Origin of the sequence: Mesorhizobium hawassense, assembly GCF_003289945.1 — a bacterium.
GTDB lineage: Bacteria > Pseudomonadota > Alphaproteobacteria > Rhizobiales > Rhizobiaceae > Mesorhizobium > Mesorhizobium hawassense.
The window spans coordinates 213,220-231,237 of the sequence record NZ_QMBP01000008.1 but is presented as its reverse complement, the minus strand read 5'-3'; the positions used below and the strand labels follow the sequence as shown (position 1 = coordinate 231,237).

At 63.6% G+C, this 18,018-nt stretch carries 18 protein-coding genes; 11 read left to right on the top strand and 7 right to left on the bottom strand.

Features of this window, described 5'->3' with window-relative positions; all coding sequences use genetic code 11:
- The first annotated feature begins 23 nt into the window (after positions 1-23).
- From DPM33_RS18435 to DPM33_RS18420, 4 genes are all read left to right on the top strand, one after another.
- Positions 24-656, top strand: coding sequence for a LysE family translocator (locus DPM33_RS18435; protein WP_112098866.1), 633 nt, complete (start codon positions 24-26; stop codon positions 654-656).
- Positions 657-803: 147 nt separating this feature from the next.
- Positions 804-2,288, top strand: coding sequence for a D-glycero-beta-D-manno-heptose-7-phosphate kinase (rfaE1, locus tag DPM33_RS18430; RefSeq protein ID WP_112098865.1), 1,485 nt, complete (start codon positions 804-806; stop codon positions 2,286-2,288).
- Between the two features lie 7 nt (positions 2,289-2,295).
- Positions 2,296-2,868: a D-sedoheptulose-7-phosphate isomerase gene (locus DPM33_RS18425; protein WP_112098864.1), complete on the top strand. Its 573-nt coding sequence runs from the start codon at positions 2,296-2,298 to the stop codon at positions 2,866-2,868.
- The gene (locus DPM33_RS18420; protein WP_112098863.1) at positions 2,861-3,490 is read left to right on the top strand and encodes a D-glycero-alpha-D-manno-heptose-1,7-bisphosphate 7-phosphatase; all 630 of its coding nucleotides are present in this window, start codon (positions 2,861-2,863) and stop codon (positions 3,488-3,490) included. The genes DPM33_RS18425 and DPM33_RS18420 overlap by 8 nt, the downstream gene beginning before the upstream one ends.
- Before the next feature lie 69 nt (positions 3,491-3,559).
- Here the strand turns inward: DPM33_RS18420 and DPM33_RS18415 are convergent, their stop codons facing one another.
- Positions 3,560-4,036 carry an Lrp/AsnC family transcriptional regulator gene (locus DPM33_RS18415; RefSeq protein WP_112098862.1) on the bottom strand — a complete coding sequence of 159 codons (477 nt, stop codon included), beginning with the start codon at positions 4,034-4,036 and terminating at the stop codon, positions 3,560-3,562.
- A gap of 236 nt (positions 4,037-4,272) precedes the next feature.
- Between DPM33_RS18415 and trxB the strand changes: the two genes are divergently transcribed.
- Together trxB and DPM33_RS18405 are read left to right on the top strand one after the other, a co-directional pair.
- Positions 4,273-5,247 carry a thioredoxin-disulfide reductase gene (gene trxB / locus DPM33_RS18410; protein WP_112098861.1) on the top strand — a complete coding sequence of 325 codons (975 nt, stop codon included), beginning with the start codon at positions 4,273-4,275 and terminating at the stop codon, positions 5,245-5,247.
- A gap of 72 nt (positions 5,248-5,319) precedes the next feature.
- The gene (locus DPM33_RS18405) at positions 5,320-6,216 is read left to right on the top strand and encodes a LysR family transcriptional regulator (protein WP_040989587.1); all 897 of its coding nucleotides are present in this window, start codon (positions 5,320-5,322) and stop codon (positions 6,214-6,216) included.
- Positions 6,217-6,230: 14 nt separating this feature from the next.
- Here DPM33_RS18405 and DPM33_RS18400 read toward each other — a convergent pair whose 3' ends face one another.
- From DPM33_RS18400 to DPM33_RS18390, 3 genes are all read right to left on the bottom strand, one after another.
- Positions 6,231-6,728 carry a methyltransferase family protein gene (locus tag DPM33_RS18400; protein WP_112098933.1) on the bottom strand — a complete coding sequence of 166 codons (498 nt, stop codon included), beginning with the start codon at positions 6,726-6,728 and terminating at the stop codon, positions 6,231-6,233.
- A gap of 689 nt (positions 6,729-7,417) precedes the next feature.
- Positions 7,418-9,466, bottom strand: coding sequence for an elongation factor G (locus tag DPM33_RS18395; RefSeq protein WP_112098860.1), 2,049 nt, complete (start codon positions 9,464-9,466; stop codon positions 7,418-7,420).
- Between the two features lie 202 nt (positions 9,467-9,668).
- A complete protein-coding gene (locus DPM33_RS18390) occupies positions 9,669-11,198 on the bottom strand; it encodes a putative bifunctional diguanylate cyclase/phosphodiesterase (protein WP_112098859.1) in 1,530 nt (509 codons plus the stop codon).
- Positions 11,199-11,507: 309 nt separating this feature from the next.
- Here DPM33_RS18390 and DPM33_RS18385 point away from each other — a divergent pair, with 309 nt between their 5' ends.
- Entirely contained in the window at positions 11,508-11,903 is a 396-nt protein-coding gene (locus DPM33_RS18385) for a (R)-mandelonitrile lyase (RefSeq protein ID WP_112098858.1), read from the top strand.
- A 63-nt stretch (positions 11,904-11,966) separates the two neighbouring features.
- Here DPM33_RS18385 and DPM33_RS18380 read toward each other — a convergent pair whose 3' ends face one another.
- The gene (locus DPM33_RS18380; RefSeq protein WP_112098857.1) at positions 11,967-13,169 is read right to left on the bottom strand and encodes a pyridoxal phosphate-dependent aminotransferase; all 1,203 of its coding nucleotides are present in this window, start codon (positions 13,167-13,169) and stop codon (positions 11,967-11,969) included.
- 207 nt (positions 13,170-13,376) lie between these two features.
- On the opposite strand from DPM33_RS18380, the gene DPM33_RS18375 reads away from it, so the two are divergent.
- The 3 genes from DPM33_RS18375 to DPM33_RS18365 all read left to right on the top strand — a co-directional run bounded on the left by DPM33_RS18375 (position 13,377) and on the right by DPM33_RS18365 (position 15,888).
- Positions 13,377-14,276: an EAL domain-containing protein gene (locus DPM33_RS18375; protein WP_112098856.1), complete on the top strand. Its 900-nt coding sequence runs from the start codon at positions 13,377-13,379 to the stop codon at positions 14,274-14,276.
- Entirely contained in the window at positions 14,273-15,130 is an 858-nt protein-coding gene (locus DPM33_RS18370; protein WP_112098855.1) for an EAL domain-containing protein, read from the top strand. The genes DPM33_RS18375 and DPM33_RS18370 overlap by 4 nt, the downstream gene beginning before the upstream one ends.
- Positions 15,131-15,282: 152 nt before the next feature.
- Positions 15,283-15,888 carry a glutathione S-transferase family protein gene (locus DPM33_RS18365; protein ID WP_112098854.1) on the top strand — a complete coding sequence of 202 codons (606 nt, stop codon included), beginning with the start codon at positions 15,283-15,285 and terminating at the stop codon, positions 15,886-15,888.
- A 483-nt stretch (positions 15,889-16,371) separates the two neighbouring features.
- Here DPM33_RS18365 and DPM33_RS18360 read toward each other — a convergent pair whose 3' ends face one another.
- A complete protein-coding gene (locus tag DPM33_RS18360; RefSeq protein ID WP_027168154.1) occupies positions 16,372-16,584 on the bottom strand; it encodes a cold-shock protein in 213 nt (70 codons plus the stop codon).
- A 274-nt stretch (positions 16,585-16,858) separates the two neighbouring features.
- Between DPM33_RS18360 and DPM33_RS18355 the strand changes: the two genes are divergently transcribed.
- On the top strand, positions 16,859-17,188 hold the full coding sequence (locus DPM33_RS18355; RefSeq protein WP_112098853.1) for a hypothetical protein: 330 nt from the start codon (positions 16,859-16,861) through the stop codon (positions 17,186-17,188).
- 156 nt (positions 17,189-17,344) lie between these two features.
- Here the strand turns inward: DPM33_RS18355 and DPM33_RS18350 are convergent, their stop codons facing one another.
- Positions 17,345-17,914, bottom strand: a complete 570-nt coding sequence (locus DPM33_RS18350) for a methylated-DNA--[protein]-cysteine S-methyltransferase (RefSeq protein WP_112098932.1) — start codon at positions 17,912-17,914, stop codon at positions 17,345-17,347.
- Positions 17,915-18,018: the final 104 nt, after the last annotated feature.

Below are 18,018 nucleotides of genomic sequence, written 5' to 3'. Positions count from 1 at the left end.
CGGCATACCGTGAGGGGACCAGGATGCCGTCAACCGAATTGCTGATCGCGTTTTTCGCCACGACGGCGATCTTCGCCTACATCCCCGGCCCCGCCATGCTTTACGCCGCCGCCCAGACGATGGCGCGTGGCCGCTGGTCGGGCTTGACGGCGGCATTGGGCATCCATCTCGGCGGCTATGTGCATGTCTTTGCCGCCGCCGCCGGCCTGTCGGTGCTGTTCCACGCAGTGCCGCCGCTCTATCTGGCGGTCAAGCTCGTCGGCGCGCTCTATCTGGTCTGGCTCGGCGTCTCGATGTTCCGCAAACGCATGGATGGCGATTTGGCGCTGCCCGCCATCGAGCGGAAATCGGCGCATCGCGCCTTTTTCGAAAGCATCACCGTCGAGGTGCTCAATCCGAAGACGGCGATCTTCTTCATGGCGTTCCTGCCGCAATTCATCGATGCCGCTGCCGCGTTTCCGGTCTGGCTGCAGTTCGTTATCTTGGGAACCATCGTCAATCTGATGTTCTCGTCGGCCGACATCGTCTGCGTGTTCCTTGCCGGTGTGCTGGTCGCACGGTTGCGGCGCTCGGGACGCGCGCAGCGGCTGATGCAGCGCGCGGGGGGCGCCGTGCTGGTCGGCCTCGGCGTCCATGTCGCCCTGCAGAGGAGCTGATTGCTGGCCGATTTCGGCGGTAGCCCGCACCGGGCCCGCCGTTGCGCTCGTCCGAATTGCGGTATATCGGCATCGCGAACATGACGAGTTCTCGAAATACCGAGTTTCAAACCGACCAAAATTCGCCCCCAGGCGCGCGCCAGTGAGATGATCAAGCACCATCCGCCTTCTCCCGAGCCTTTGCATCGCACCATCGCCCGGTTCGGCGACGTCACCGTGCTGGTGGTGGGCGACTTCATTCTCGACCGTTTCGTCAGCGGCGTGATCGAGCGCATCTCGCCGGAAGCCCCGATTCCCGTGCTGCACGGGCGGGGCGAGACGTTGAACATGGGCGGCGCCGGCAATGTCGTCTCCAACATCGTTTCGCTGGGTGCGGCCGCCATACCCGTCTCGGTAATCGGCGCCGACCAGGCGGGCAACAATCTGATGCGCATGCTGGGCGAGATCGGTGTCGATACGGACGGGCTGCTGCAGCGGTCGGACCGCATGACCTCGTCGAAAAGCCGCTTCAGCGCGCTCAACCAGCAGGTACTGCGTTTCGACGAGGAAGAGATCAAGCCGCTCAGTTCCGCCGAGCGGGCGAAGCTGATCGATCATTTCCAGGCAACGCTTGGCCGCGCCGATATCGTCATCCTCTCCGACTACGGCAAGGGTATCCTGCTCGACGGCGTCGCCGGTGAGCTGATCGCGATCTGCCGCGACGCCGGCAAGCCAGTGCTGGTCGATCCGAAAGGCCGCGACTATGCGCGCTATGCCGGCGCGACAGCGGTGACGCCAAACCGCAAGGAACTTGGCGAGGCGGTCGGGCGCAAGGTGTTCGGCGACGACGAGATCGTCGCGGCGGCGCGCGACCTGATCGCGGCGCATGATTTCGAGTTCATCGTCGCCACGCGCAGCGAAAAAGGCATGAGCGTGGTCTCCGCCGAGGATGCCCGGCACATCTCCACCCAGGCGCGCGAAGTGTTCGACGTTTCCGGCGCGGGCGACACGGTCATCGCGAGCTTCGCACTGTCGCTCGCCGCCGGCGCCGACCGCGTGCATGCCGCCGTCATCGCCAACGCGGCCGGCGGCGTCGTGGTCGGAAAACGCGGCACCGCGCGCCTCAACGTCGAGGAGCTGTCCGGCGCGCTGTTCCGCTCGCATGGGCCGACCGGTCACCAGGACGCCATCCTCGATTTCAATGCCGCCTCCCGGATGGTCGCCGCCTGGAAGGAAGAGGGGCTGACCGTCGGCTTCACCAATGGCTGCTTCGATATCCTGCACGCCGGCCATGTCAGCCTGCTTCATGCCGCGCGCAGCCAGTGCGACCGGCTGGTGCTCGGCCTCAACAGCGACGCCTCGGTGCACCGGCTGAAGGGGCCTGGGCGCCCAGTCAACAACCAGCACGACCGCGCCTGCGTGCTGGCAGCGCTCGCCTCGGTCGACGCCGTCGTCGTCTTCGAGGAAGACACGCCGCTCAAGCTGATCGAGGCGCTTTTGCCGGACATTCTGGTCAAGGGCGCGGACTACACGATCGAAACCGTGGTCGGCGCCGATGTGGTGCAGAAGGCTGGCGGGCGCGTGGTGCTGGTCGATCTCGTCGCCGGCAAGAGCACGACGAACACGATCGGCAAGCTGCGTGCCGCAAACTGAGGGTCTTATGTCCGATTTGAACGATTACCTGGTCCGCTCAGCGGCGGCGATCTCGGCGATGGTCGAGCGCGACCTCACCGGCGAGATGGAACGCGCGGTGAGCACGGTCGTGACCGCGCTGTCGCAAGGCAAGGCGCTGCTGATCTGCGGCAATGGCGGCTCGGCCAGCGATGCCATCCACATCGCCGGCGAACTGGTCGGCCGCTTCCTGAAGGAGCGCAAGGCCTACAACGTCATCGCGCTGCCGGCCAACGCCGCGGTACTGACCGCCTGGGGCAACGATTACGGCTTCGACACCGTGTTCTCGCGCCAGGTCGAGGCGCATGGCTCGGAAGGCGCGGTGCTGCTGGCGATCTCGACCAGCGGCAATTCGCCGAGCATCCTTGCCGCCGCCGAGCAGGCGCGGACGATGGGGATGACCGTGATCAGCCTGACCGGCGAGACCGGCGGCAAGCTCAAGCCGCTGACCGACATCCTGCTCAACGTGCCGTCGACCTCGACGCCAATCATCCAGCAGGGGCACCTGTGCCTCTACCACCATCTGTGCGAGGTGGTGGAAGCGCGTCTCGCCAATGGCTGAGAGCGCAGGCTTGCCGCTTGCCGAGCCCGGCCTGTGGGTCGAGCGGGTCGGCGACAGGAGCTTTCCAACTGGCAGGCCGGCGCTGTTTCTCGACCGCGACGGCACCATCAATGTCGACACCGATTATCCCAGCGATCCGGCCGACATTGTGCTCAGGCCGCAGATGCTGCCGCCAATCGAAGCCGCCAACCGGGCTGGCATTCCAGTCGTCATCGTCACCAACCAATCCGGCATCGCGCGCGGCTATTTCGGCTGGGATGCGTTCGCCAAGGTGAACGGGCGTGTGCTCGATCTGCTTGCCAGAAGCAATGCCGTCGCCGACATGGTGCTTGCCTGTGGCTACCACGAGAAAGGCAGCGGCCCGCTCGCAATAGCCAACCACCCGATGCGCAAGCCCAATCCGGGCATGCTGGTCGAGGCGGCCAGACGGCTGGGCCTCGATCTTGGACGTTCATTGATCGTCGGCGACAAGCTGGCCGACATGGAAGCCGGCGAGCGCGCCGGCCTGACGCGCGGCTGGCTTGTCGATGGCCAACCCTCGACGATCGGCGGGTTTGCGGTTTCGCCGCTGCGCGATGCGCGCGATGTTGACGGGCTGCTCACCGCGATACGATCGTTCTGATCGCGGACAGATTCAAAGTCTGGGCCTAAGTCCGTTGTTTTTTCGTGCGATTTCCAGGAAGCCGGCACATTAAGCGGGAAAGGCAATCAATCCCTCATCCTTGACCCGGCGGATGGTCAAGGCCGTCCGCACGGTATCGACATTCGGCGCCGAGGCCAGTTGCTCGATGACGAAGGTCTGGAAGGTGCCGAGGTCGCTCGCCACGCAATGCAGCAGGAAATCGGATTCGCCCGAGACCATCCAGGCGTCGCGCACGATCGGCCAGCCGCGCGTGCGCTCGGCGAAGGTTTTCAGCTCGGCATCGGCCTGGTGATGCAGGCCGATCAGACAGAAGGCGACGACATCCATGCCGAGCGCCGGCGCGTTCAGCAGCGCGCGGTAGCCGCGGATGATGCCGGCCTCTTCCAGCCGCCTAACGCGGCGCAGGCAAGGCGGCGCCGAGATGCCGACACGGCTCGACAATTCGACATTGGTCATGCGTCCGTCGCCCTGCAGCTCGCGCAGGATCTTCCAGTCGATGGCGTCGAGATCGGCTTTGAGGGGCATGGCTGTCTCGGCTCTTGCGCAAGAATCTTTCGCAATTTTGTAATTAAACGACTTTTGTGTCCGCGCCAGCCCCTCCGCGATGCGATTTTTCAGGCGTAACAAAAGCCGCGATTTTGGCGAATACCCTGTTGATCGCAGCTTTCCGGGGACGACGGCCCGTTCGTCTTGCTGCCATGGTTGGCAACCCTTACATTAACCGCGACAAGCCACGGCTTCGAGCCGCAGGGGACTTTTTCATGAACACAAAACACGCACCCGTTCTCATCATCGGTTCCGGCCCGGCCGGCTATACGGCAGCGGTCTATGCCGCCCGCGCCATGCTGAAGCCGATGCTGGTCGCCGGCCTGCAGCAGGGCGGCCAGCTGATGATCACCACCGATGTCGAGAACTATCCAGGCTTCGCCGATCCGATCCAGGGCCCCTGGCTGATGGAGCAGATGCTGAAGCAGGCCGAGCATGTCGGCACCGATATCATCAACGACATCGTCACCGAGGTCGACCTCAACGTGCGGCCTTTTCGCGCCACGGGCGATTCCGGCACCGTCTACACGGCGGACGCGCTGATCATCGCGACCGGCGCCCAGGCGAAGTGGCTGGGCATCCCCTCGGAACAGACCTTCATGGGCTTCGGCGTTTCAGCCTGCGCCACCTGCGACGGCTTCTTCTATCGCGGCAAGGACGTCGCTGTGATCGGCGGCGGCAATTCCGCGGTCGAGGAAGCACTCTATCTATCGAACCTCGCCAAGAGCGTCACCGTCATCCATCGGCGCAGCGACTTCCGCGCCGAGCGGATCCTGCGCGAGCGGCTGCTCAAGAAGGACAATGTCCGCGTCATCTGGGACACGGTCGTCGACGAGATCACCGGACGTCCAGGTAAGGCGCCGCTGCCGCCGTCGGTTGAAGGTCTGACGCTGCGCAACGTCGTGACCGGCCAGGAATCGAAGCTGCCTGTCGACGGCGTGTTCGTCGCAATCGGCCACGCGCCGGCGGTCGAACTCTTCGCAGGCAAGCTGAAGCAAAAGCCGAACGGGTATCTGTGGACCGCGCCCAATTCGACCCGCACCGACGTGCCCGGCGTGTTCGCCGCCGGCGACGTGACCGACGATATCTACCGCCAGGCGGTGACGGCGGCGGGGCTTGGCTGCATGGCGGCGCTCGAAGCGGAAAAATATCTGGCCGGCATCGAGGTTCACCGCGAAGCGGCGGAATGACAAATCGGCTGAAAAAAGCCGTTTAAAAGCCTGATTTTTCATTCAGACGCCAAAGGCAACGCGAGGGGAATCATGGCGCTGGACTGGGACAAGCTACGCGTATTTCACGCAGCGGCGGAGGCTGGGTCGTTCACCCATGCCGCCGAGACACTGCATCTGTCGCAATCGGCTATCTCGCGGCAGGTCAGCGCGCTGGAGCATGATGTCGGCGTAGCGCTGTTCCACCGCCACGCGCGCGGCCTGGTGCTGACCGAACAGGGCGAGATGCTGTTCCGCACGGCGCATGACGTGCTGATGAAGCTGGAAACCATCAAGACGCGGCTGACCGAGACCAAGGACCGGCCGTCGGGCGTGTTGCGCGTCACGACCACGGTAGGCCTGGGCGCCGGCTGGCTGACCGAACGCGTGCAGGAATTCATCGAGCTCTATCCCGAGATCAGCCTGCAGCTGATCCTCGCCAATGAGGAGCTCGACCTCACCATGCGCCAGGCCGATTGCGCCATAAGGCTGCGCCAGCCGCAGCAGCCGGACCTGATCCAGCGCCGGCTGTTCACGGTGCATTTCCACCTCTATGCGGCGCCGTCCTATATAGCCAAATTCGGCAAGCCGGCCTCGATCGCCGAGCTCAGGAACCATCGCATCGTCACCTTCGGTGTGCCGGTGCCTTCGCATCTGTCGGAACTGAACTGGCTGGAGACTGTCGGCGATTTCGAGGGCGCGCAGCGGGTGCCGACGCTGCAGATCAACGACATCCTGTCGATCAAGCGAGCGGTGCAGGGCGGCGCCGGCATCGCCATGCTGCCCGACTACGTGATCAGCAAGGACACCAACCTGGTGCAGCTGCTGCCGGAGACCGAGGTGCCGTCCTTCGACACCTATTTCGCTTATCCCGACGCGATGAAGAACCAGGCGAAGCTGCATGTGTTTCGCGACTTCATCATCGCGAAGGCGCGCAGCTGGTCGTACTAGCTCAGGGGTGCCGTTCATCCACGCCACGGCGTTAGCCGCGGCAGCCAGCCGGGGACGGCGCGGCGATAGGTTTCGTACTCCGCGCCGTAGCGGCCGGCGAGCGTCGGCTCTTCGTAGGCTTTGACGAAGGAGATCATCGCCGCCGCGGCGATGAGGCCGTAGACCATAACCGCCCAGCTCGAAAAGATGAGAACCTGGCCGAGGATGATCGCCAGCACGGCGACATACATCGGGTTGCGCACGTGGCGGTAGATGCCGCCGACAACCAGCGTCTCGGTCGGGGCCACGGGAGCGGGTGTGCCGAGGCCCTCCAGCGCAAAACGGGCGAAGGCATGAAGCAGGATGGCGACCGCTCCAACGACGAGGATCGAGCCTGCGGGCACGAAGGCGGGCACCGCCGACAGAGGGTTGCGATAGTGGTCGGTCAGCAGCCATGGCACCAGCCCGGCGACAGCGCCGGGTGCTGCGACAAGGAACAGCGCGCTGCCGGCGATTGCTGAAAAAGGTCGCATCATCGGTCTCCTGCCGTGAAAATAAACTCGGCCTGCCGAAATCGGCATCATTGTGCCGACTTGCATATTTCGGAGCAAAATCGGCTCGGTTTTGCATTTTAGCAGTCGCTTTCGGCCCGGAAATGCCGCGAAATCGGCGATTTTTCTGGTCCTATGGGCATCGGAGATAGGTTGGACCACAGCCTGCGTCTTTTTGCATGCGTGTGTTGCAAAATAGATGCTTGTTTCTTGGGCATGATGAGCACATATATAGTCGTATCTCCAGGGCGCGTTCTCCTCCCATTAGCGCCCTTGAGTGTTCCCCTCTGGAGGTTAGCCCTAATCGGCACTTCCAATCAAACTCAGCCGGATCTTTATTGATCCGGCTTTTTTGTTGCCCGCGAGCCTTCGAGCCGGCAAGAAAACGGCTGAATCCCCCACGTAACAGTGACATGTAACATCGGGTAACATGTCGCGGCCGCAGTCTATCGATTAAGTAGACCATAGGACGCGGTTGGTCGCTTCGAGAGATGGGGGCATCACTCGGATGACCGGGCTCAGGCAAGCGCCGCGTCCGAACCTTTTTTTCCGGATGCGGCGGACCTGCCATTGCCTCCCAGGAAAACGGTCCGCAATAGAAACGGCGTCCGGATCATCCGGACGCCGTTTTCATATCTTCGACAGAACGACCGGTCAGGCGGCCGACCTGTTCAGGCAGCTTTGCCGTTGGCGTTCATCGCCTCATCGGCGAGGCGGCCGGTCAGCTCGGCCATATGGTCGAAAGCGGCCTTGTAGGTGGCAACGCCGGCCGTCGCCGAGCGCAACTCGATGATCAGGTCACCGATTTCCGACTGCGGCATGGTCGCCTCGACCACGTCCCAACCCGGCCAGTCGGGCCGTGCGTCATAGCCGAGGATCTGACCGCGGCGTTGCGGGATCAGCGCGATGATCTTCGAGGTCGCGTCGGAGGGCGTGACGATCTCGACCTTCATCACCGGCTCCAGCAGGACCGGCGAACAGGCGGCCATGCCTTCCTTCATCGCCAGCTTCGCCGCCATCTGGAAGGCCATGTCGGAGGAGTCGACCGCATGGTAGGAGCCGTCCGACAGATTGACGGCGACATCGACGACCGGGAAGCCGAGCGGACCCGTCTTCAGATAGTCGCGAATGCCGGTCTCCACCGACTGGATATAGGTCTTGGGAACCACGCCGCCGGTGATGGTGTCGGAGAACTGGAAGCCGGTGCCGCGCGGCAGCGGCTTGATCTCGATCACCACGTCGCCGAACTGGCCGTGGCCGCCGGACTGCTTCTTGTGGCGGCCGCGCTGCTGCGCCGATTTGCGGATGGTTTCGCGATAGGGCACCGCCGGGGTATGGCCCTCGATCGGAATCTGGTTCTTGCCCTCGAGGCGCTCGCGCACCACGCGCAGATGCATTTCGCCGTGGCCCGACAGGACGGTTTCGGCGGAGTCCTGATTGTGGCGCAGACTGAGCGAAGGGTCCTCCTCGGCCAGCCGCTGGATGGCCGCCGACATCTTGACCTCGTCCTTGCGCTCCTTGGGGCGAAGCGCGAAGGCAAAGACCGGCTGCGGCGGCTCGAGCGCGACCAGAGGCCGGATGCCGCCCCTGGCCGAGCTCAGCGTCTGCCCGGTCTTGACGTTGTCGAGCTTGCCAAGCGCGACCGTGTCGCCCGCCCTGGCGGAGGTCAGCTTCGACTGGTCCTTGCCGAGCATCCTGTAGATGCCGGAAACCTTCGCTGTGTCGCCATTGGAAAGGTAAAGCTCGGCCGCGTCGGCCAATTGGCCGGAGAGCACGCGCGACACCGAGAGCTTGCCGCCATGCGCGGTGTGGATGGTCTTCATCACCTGCACCACCGTCTGGCCACCCGGCGCGCCAAGGCGCTTCCTCGTCGCCTCGACATCCGGAGCGTCGTGGCGAATGGCTTTCAACAGGCGCAGCACCCCATTGCCCTTCTCGGCGGTGCCGATCAGCACCGGCGTCACGGCGCCGCCGCGCAGGTCGGCCGAGAGATCGTCGAAAATCGCATCCTTCGGCGGCTCGATCTCCTCCAGCAACTGCTCCATCAGGTGATCGTCATGGTCGGCGAGCGTCTCCAGCATGGAGAAACGCGCTTCCAGTTCGCGCGCCTTGTCGTCGCCAGGAATCTCGGCGACTTCGCTCTCCGCGTATTCGCGGTAGATGTAGGCGCGTTCCAGCGCCAGATCGATCGAGCCGATGACGACGCCGTCCTTGCGCACCGGAATCTGGCGCAGCAGCAGCGGCACCGAACTTGCCGGCTGCAGCATCTTCAGCGTCTCGCGCACGCCCGCAATCGCCTTGTCGACCTTGTTGAGAAACAGGATGCGCGGAACGCCGAGATCATCCAACTTGCGCATGATGAGCTGGAGCGCCGGGATCTTCTTCTCGTCGGCCTCGGCGACGACGACCGCGAGGTCGCAAGCGGCAAGCACGGGTTCGGCCTCGAAGGCGAATTCGATGGAGCCGGGGCAATCGACGAAGGTCAGCTGCTCGCCCATGAAATCGGTGGTGGCGAATGTCGCCTCGACGCTCATGGCGTGGGCGCGGGCCTCGGGCGAATGATCGGAAACGGTGTTGCCCGATGAAACGGGCGACTGGCGGGGAATGGCGCCCGTGCGGGCGAGTATGGCTTCGAGAAGTGTCGTCTTACCGCTTGCAAAGGGACCGACTATGGCGATGCATTTCGGTCCCGTGCGTCGTCCTCCGGCGCGAGTACCCATGGCTGACCTCCACTCAGGCGTTTCCCAAGAGAGCGATCAGCAAAAGTGGAAACCGGTTTTGCGTCCGATCGCACCCTGTGCAGAGCGGCGGCCGGCCTGTTCGGCCGTCGCGGGCGGGGTTTATACACCCCTACCCAAAACCATCGTCACACGGGTTTGCCGGGAGGGCAAGAAAAATAGGATGTTCGCCGGCTTGGGTTCGTCAGGCAGTCAGGGCCAGCGGTTCGTGAGCGGTGGCGCACAGCGCGCTTGCCTTGTCGCGGGGCGCCGGCCTGCCGAAGAAATAGCCCTGGAAGCGGCCGCAGCCGGCGGTCTTGGCAAGGGTGAATTCCGCCGCCGTTTCCACGCCCTCGGCGACTATGGTTATGTCCTGGATGCGCGCGATCTGCGCAAGCGCCGAAACGAAGATCTGCGCCACCTGGTCATGGGCGAGGCTGCTTATATAGGAGCGGTCGATCTTGACGCTGTCGATGGGCAGCGACTTCAGGTAGTTGAAGCCGCAATGCCCAGTGCCGAAGTCGTCGAGGGCGATGTGGAAGCCGAGGCCGCGCAGCGCCTCGATGCGCCTTAGCACCTCGGGCGTCGCGGCCGTCGCCACCGTCTCTGTGATCTCGATGATGAACTGCGACGCGGACCGTCCGGTCTCGCGCAGGACCCGGTCGCACATCGTCACGATCTCGTCGCGCTTCAGCTGCTCGCCGGAGACGTTGATGGAGATGCGCCGTCCGGGAAAATGCCCGATATCGGCGCAGGCGCGCTTGAAGACCCATTCGCCGATCATGTCGATCAGCGTCGAGCGCTCGGCGATCGGGATGAATTCGGCCGGCGAGATCAGGCTGCGGACGGGATGGCGCCAGCGGATCAATCCCTCCAGCGCGTCGACCGAGCCGTCGGTATCGACGATCGGCTGGTAATGCAGTTCCAATTCGCCAAGATAGACCGCGGCGCGCAGCTCGCGTTCCACCAGCCGGCGATAGCGTTTGTCCGACAGCATCTCCTCGTCGAAAACGGTGACGCGGCCGCGGCCGCCCGCCTTGCTTTCGTAAAGCGCGAGGTCGGCCAGCAGCATCAGTTCGGTGCAGTTCGAGGCATGCAGCGGCGCAAGCGCGACGCCCACCGAAATCGACAACGGAATGATCTTGCCTTCATGCCGTTTGCCGGCCCGCATCGCATCCAGCAGACGACGCACATCCTTGTGGATGAGGGCGACGTCGCCGTGCGGAACCAGGACGCCGAACTCGTCGCCGCCGAGCCGGCCGATGACGCCATCCTCGAAGATGCGCTGCGCCTCCGCGACCAGATGCGCCAGCGCCAGGTCGCCAAACTGATGGCCGAACGTGTCGTTGAGCTGCTTGAAATGGTCGAGGTCGATCAGAAGCAGGCTGGCCTGGCGGCGGTTGCGCAAGCCGCCCAGCCGGTCGCGCAGGGCTTCGACGAAATAGCGCCGGGTCATGGCGCCGGTCATGGCATCGACGGTGAGAAGGCGGTGCTTCTCGGCTTCGGCGTCTTCCGCCGACTGCAGGCGCTGGACGACGCTCGAGCGCATATACATCAACACCAGGAGCGCCACTAATGTCGATGCCGCCGACATCGCCAGCGCGCCGGCGCGGGAGGTATCCTCCGTCAGCGCGAAAGCCGCGAGGCCGATGGCGACGATGCTCATCACGAGCAGGGCCTGGATGCCGCGGTAGATGCGGCCGCTGTGATCCTTGATCGTTGCCAAGATACTCATGTCCGCGCCCCCACAGCACGCGGCATGGCTAAGACCTCAGCCGTTAAAAAACACTGAGTGCGGCTTTTCGCTTCGAGCTGTTCTTTGACGGTGGAACGCAGGTTGCGCTTTTATGGTTAAAAAGCAACGGTTTATGACAATATTCGGACAGTCTAATGCCGCAGCTTGGGTAATGCTGGAACGTCAGGATGAGGGTGTTGTTCAGCAATAGCGTCAAGCTGGTTGCAACGGCCCCTCGATCGGATGAAACTGCGTCACGAAACGCCGCGCGCGGCCTTTGTCCAACCAACGATTTCGAGGATTTGAACGATGAAGATCATTGCGTGCGGCAGCGTGCCGACGATCATCGCGCCGGAGACCTATTTCACCGGGCGGGTGCTGCAGACGCCGATCATCGACAGGGAAGCGCCGGCGCGGCTCAGAGCGACGCTGGTCAGTTTCGAGCCCGGCGCGCGCACGCATTGGCACACGCATCCGCTCGGACAGACGCTTTACGTCACTTCCGGCGCCGGGCTCGCCCAGACCTGGGGCGGGCCGATCCAGACGATCAGGGCAGGGGATGTCGTTTCCTTTGCGCCGGGCGAAAAACACTGGCATGGCGCCGGATCGAACACCGCCATGACCCATATCGCCATGCAGGAGGCGCTGGACAGCGTCCACGGCGAATGGCTGGAAGCGGTGACGCCGGAGCAATATGGCGGCTGAAGCTGCCCAACAAAAACCCGGCCGGAGCCGGGTTTTTCCGATCTGCGAAGCTTGCTCTTCCGGTCAGGTCAGCGACGCGGTGAAGCGCTGGATGCGCGTGCAGGCTTCTTCCAGCAAAGCGTCCGACGTGGCGTAGGAGATGCGGAAGTTCGGGCCAAGGCCAAAGGCCGAGCCGAACACAACCGCAACGCCTTCGGCCTCCAGCAGTTCCGAGCAGAAGGCCTCGTCATTGTCGATCACCTTGCCCGTCTTCGTCTTCTTGCCGATCAGCTGCGCGCAGGACGGATAGACGTAGAACGCGCCCTCCGGAGACGGGCAGGAGATGCCGCGCGCCTGGTTGAGCATCGAGACGACGAGGTCGCGCCGGCCCTGGAAGATCGCCTTGTTCCTGGCGATGAAGTCCTGCGGCCCGTTGAGCGCCTCGACGGAAGCCCATTGCGCGATGGTGCAGGCGCCGGAGGTCTGCTGACCCTGGATCATGTCCATCGCCTTGATCAGCGGCACCGGACCGGCGGCATAGCCGATGCGCCAGCCGGTCATGGCATAGGCTTTCGACACGCCGTTCATGGTCAGCGTGCGTTCATAGAGGCTCGGCTCGACCTCGGCGATGGTCTTGAAGACGAAGTCGCCATAGGTCAGGTGCTCATACATGTCGTCAGTCAGCGTCCAGACATGCGGATGCTTCATGAGTATATCGGCCAGCGCCCGAAGCTCGGCCTCCGTGTAGGCGGCGCCAGACGGGTTGGACGGCGAGTTCATCAAGAGCCATTTAGTCTTCGGCGTGATCGCCTTTTCCAGCACTTGCGGCGTCAGCTTGAAGCCATTGTCGATCGAGGTGTCGGCGAAGACCGACGTGCCGCCGCAGATCGCCACCATTTCGGGATAGCTCACCCAATAAGGGCGCGGGATGATGACCTCGTCGCCGGGGTTCAGCGTCGCCATGAAGGCGTTGAATAGGATCTGCTTGCCGCCGGTGCCGACAATGGTCTGCTCCGGCCGGTAGTCGAGATTGTTCTCGCGCTTGAACTTCTTGGCGATCGCCTCACGCAGCGGCGCGATGCCGGAAACCGGCGGATATTTGGTCTCGCCGCGGCGGATGGCTTCGATCGCCGCGTTCTTGATGTTGTCGGGCGTATCGAAGTCCGGCTCGCCGGCGCCGAGGCCGATCACGTCACGGCCGGCATTTTTCAGCTCGCGCGCTTTCTGCGTCACCGCGATGGTCGCGGAAGGCTTAACGCGGGAAAGGGCGTCGGCAAGAAAGGCCATGACAAAATGTCTCCTAGGAAAGCGGCCAGGAGCGGCCGCGGCGCGCCTCTCATGTCGCATCACCGCGCCAAGCGCAAGCATTGTGCGATGAGCCAGGGGTCAAGGAGGCGTGAGCGGGCAATTAACAAATTCATCAACGACCGGTAAACCCTTCGCTGGCAGGATGTCGGATTGAATTCCGCTGATTTCGCGGAGCGAGGGGGATTCTTGTCGCGCAGCGTCGGCCTTGCCCACATCATTCGTCATGATGACGGCACCTCGAGCGGTGTCTGGGGCATCTATACGCTGCAGAGCGCGTTCCAGCCGATCTTCGCCTTCAAGGAAGGCAAGCTGTCGGTCGCCGCTTTCGAGGGGCTGATCCGGCCGTTCCGCGACGGCGAGCTGCAGTCGCCAGGGACCTTCTTCGGCATTTGCCCGGCCGGCGACCGGCTGCATATCGAGGCGCTGACGCGCACGCTGCATCTTCTCAACGCCGGCACCTGCCTGCCGGAAGAGGCGTCCATCTTCGTCAATTTCGACCCGTCGGTCTTCACCGATCGCAGCATAGCCGACAAGGCGCTGCGTGACATGCGGCTGGTGCTGCACGAAGCCGGCATCGATCCGCGCCGCATCGTGTGCGAGGTCACCGAGCAGAAGTCGGCTTCGCAGGAAACGCTCTACGGCTTTGTCGAGGCGCTGAGGGCCAATGGTTTCCGCATCGCCGTGGACGATTACGGAGCCGATGAATCGGACATCAACCGGGTCAAGGAACTCAAGCCCGATATCGTCAAATTCGATGCGCATTGGATCACGCATCTGATGGAATCCGGCCCGGGCTTCGCGTTGCTGACGGCGATGGTGCACAGCTTCGAGCACCAAGGCATTCGCACAGTCTTCGAAGGCATCGAGGAAGGCTGGCAGCTGGAGCTTGCCGAACGGTCCGGTGCCTCGATGGTGCAAGGCTATGTGCTTGCCCGGCCCGAGCTTGCCCCCACCAGCTTTCGTGTTTTCGGCAAGGTCGCGCAGGTCGCGACCGAGGCGAGCAAGGCGCCGGCTACTCCGAGCCCGACCGCCCCGGCGCCGCAGGTCCGGCCGGCCAGGGTGTTCGGGCGCAAGGTCGCGCCATGAGTGGCAAGCCTGAGAGGCGGCGCAACGTCGCCAAGGCGATCTTCGCCGACGAGATCGGTCTCCAGTTCGGCATCTATGGCGATTTCCGGCTGTGGAGCGCCTACCAGCCAATCTTCGCGCCGCAGGGCAGGGTACTCAGGGCGGTCGCCGTCGAGGGACTGATCGAACCGCGCCGCATTGCCCAGCCGGTGGCCCCGTCGATCTTCTTCGACGGCGTTCCCGCGGCCGACCGGCTGTTCGTCGAGACGATGTGCCGGATGCTGCATCTCGGCAATTATCGCAATTTAGGCGTCGAAGGGCTGTCGCTGTTCTTCAACTACAACCCGATGATCAACGACCATCTCGGGCGGGCGCTGGCCGAGATCCGGCTGATGACGAGGCATCTCGGCGAACTCGAACTGGAGCCAAGCCTTCTGGTCTGCGAGATCACCGAACAGGCGGCGGACGACCGCGTTCTCACCAGCCTGGTGCGCGAAATGCGGCGCGACGGCATCCGCATCGCCATCGACGATTTCGGCACGGGACATTCGACCGAGGCGCGCATCAATCTTCTGGCGCCCGACATCGTCAAGATCGACGGTGCCTGGTTCGGCGAGCTCTGCCGCCATGCCGCCGCCGAGCGCTTCTTCCGGCCATTGGTGGCGATGCTGCACGAGCGCGGCGCCAAGGTGCTCGTCGAAGGCATCGAGCAGGCTCAGCATTTGCGCGTCGCGCTCGAGGGGGGCGTCGACCTGCTGCAGGGTTTTTATCTTGCCCGTCCGGCGCTCGCCGGCACGATCTTCAGAGAAGAGCCTCTTTCCGTCGATACCCTGCTCGGGGCCGACAATGTAGTGCCCCTGCATCAGCGTCGCTGATGCTCGATCCTAAAGTTGTATCAGCGACGCGGATGCTTGGCCCCGAAAGGATGCATCAGCGTCGCTGATGGTTTTCCTCAAAAACAAATCACTGGATGAGACCCGCCCAGGCGCGTTAGAGCCTTCGTGGGCGGACGCGCGAGGTGGGTCGCATGATCCTTTACGACATGGCGGACAGCGGCAATTGCTACAAGCCGCGGCTGTTGATGGCCAAGCTCGGCATTGCCTTTACCCGGGTCGAGGTGAGCTCGCACACCGGCGAGACGCGAAGGCCCGACTATGTCGCCAAGAATCCGAACGCGATGGTGCCGATGCTCGAGCTCGACGACGGGCGGCGCATCGCCGAGAGCAACGCCATCCTGCTCTATCTTGCCGAGGATACGCGCTTCCTGCCGGCCGACAGATACGAGCGGGCGCTGGCTTACCAATGGCTGTTCTTCGAGCAATACAGCCATGAGCCCTATATCGCGGTGCGCAAGGCGCTGCTCACCTTCCCGGAACGGGCCAAGGACGCCACACCGGAACGATTGGCGCAGACGCTGGAGCGCGGCAACAAGGCGCTCGGCGTGATGAACAAGCATCTGGAGCAGAACGAATTCTTCGCCGGCTCCTATAGCGTCGCCGACATCGCGCTATACGCCTACACCCACACCGCCGGGATGGGCGGCTTCCAGCTCGACGCCTATCCGGCCGTCGCCGCTTGGCTGAAGCGGGTCGAGGCTGACAAGGGCCATGTGCCGATCGGGTGGGCGCCTTAAGACGCGACCTTGGAGATTGGCGAAAGCGTCGGCGACAGCGCCCTTCTCCCCTGTTTACGGGGAGAAGATGGCGGTAGCCAGATGAGGGGCGGCGCCGGCCTCTCTTAGTTGGTCCTGAGGTAGAAGTTCTGAAGTGTAGGCGCTGCCCCTCATCGCCCTGCCGGGCACTTCTCCCCGTATAGCGACGGGGAGAAGGGAGCAGCTTCGCCGACTCCGCCAATCGCCAAAATCCAGACAACAAAAAAGGCGGGCATTGCCCGCCTTCCTCTGTCGGTAGCCTGATCGGGAGCGTCCGGTCCGGGCTGGCAGCTATCTGCTGTTCCAGCTTGTCGGGTCTTTCCGCTCCGGCGCGCTTCTCGCGCGACTGTCAGTACATCCGTGACTTGCCGCGCGCCCCGAACCTTCGTCCGGCGCGCGCCTTTACTCAATCGCACTTTCGCAACGCCAAGCGCTGTGCTTGGCCGCAAAAATGCTTAAGTCAAATCAGGCTGCCTTGCTCAGAGATCCAGCAGCGGACTTGCCGGTGCGGCGGTCCTGCTCGATCTCGAAGTTGATCTTCTGGCCTTCAGCCAGGCTCGTCATGCCAGCGCGCTCGACAGCGGAGATGTGGACGAAAACGTCCGCGCCGCCATTGTCAGGCTGGATGAAGCCGTAGCCCTTGGTGGCGTTGAACCACTTGACCGTACCAGTTGCCATTTAGAATGCCCTTCACATTTGCTTTTGTTTGACCTGACCAACGTCCGGCCGGCGGTATCGAAATTTTGGAGATAGACGTCAGCAAACGCGAAGATCGCGGCCCGATCGATCGGCCAAATTCAATGGAGCGGATATAGGATAGTTTGAGCGAGAAAACAAGACGGGTCGCTCGGCTCTCTACCGGCACGCTTTCCGTATCGAAGGGAATGGAAGTTTTGACAGCGGCCGCGCGTTGTGGAGGGATGAGATGCTTGCCGTTCCAAGGAAGGGAACCATGAAGATCATTCTGCTTGCGGCTTGTTTCTTGCTCGTGGCCGCCGAGGCGCAGGCGGTGTCGCGTTACGATCCGACGCGCATGAGCTGCGACCGGGTGCAGGCGACGATTGCCAGACAGGGCGCCGTCATCCTGCGCTATCAGTCGACGCGCGTGCCGGGTCTTCCGCTCTATGATCGCTACGTGCGCGACGAGCGCTTCTGCAATATGGGCGAGGTGAGGTCACGGGCCTATGTGCCCAGCGCCGACACCAGATCCTGTGCCGTCTATATCTGCAAGCGGCCGGACTTCGACCATTTCCGGAGGCGATTTTTCCCCCACCGCCACTGAGAGTCCATTTGGAAACTCTACTCCCGCGGCCACCTGACGGCGTCACCTGCGCTTCCGGTGCTCACGTACTCAAAGTACGTTCCGCTCCGGTTCTCGATGCCGCCGTCATCTGACTCGCGGGAGCGAGTTTCGAAACGGACTCTCATCGTTGCACCTTCAGAAACCGAACGAGGCCTGCGCGGCCGGCGGCGGGCCGACGCGAACGCCTTCCATGGCCAGCATCTTCTCCTTGGTGGCCGAGCCGCCCGGCGCCGAGAAGCCGCCGATCTTGCCGCCGGCCGCCAGGATGCGGTGGCACGGAATGACCAGCGGCACCGGGTTGGCGCCGAGCGCGGCGCCCGTCTCGCGCGGCAGGCCGGCATGGCCGGCGCGCTTCGCCAGCTCGCCATAGGTGGTGGTCTCGCCGAAGCCGAGCTTGCGCGCGGCGTCGTAGATGGCCAGGCGGAAATCGTCGACGCCGTCGAGATCGACCGGCACGCCGGAGAAGTCGACATCCTCGCCGGCCGCATAGGCTTTGATCGAGGCGATCAGATCGACCACCCAGGACGGCTGGTCGGTCGAGGCCGAGACACCGGGGTGGCGGAGCAGCCGGCGCTCGACCGCTTCGCGGCTGCGCTCGGGCAGGCAAAGCCGGATCAGGCCCTTCTCGCTCCAGGCGATGCCCATGAAGCCGATCACTGTTTCTAACACTGCGTGGCCGGCCGTGATCTCAGATGTGGGTTTCATGGCGTATTCCTTTCGCAAAACGGCGAAAAACGAGTACATATCCAGAACAATATGGCATTTTCGCCCTGTTGCCGCCACCCGAAAACCGCCGGGTGGCCCCGATT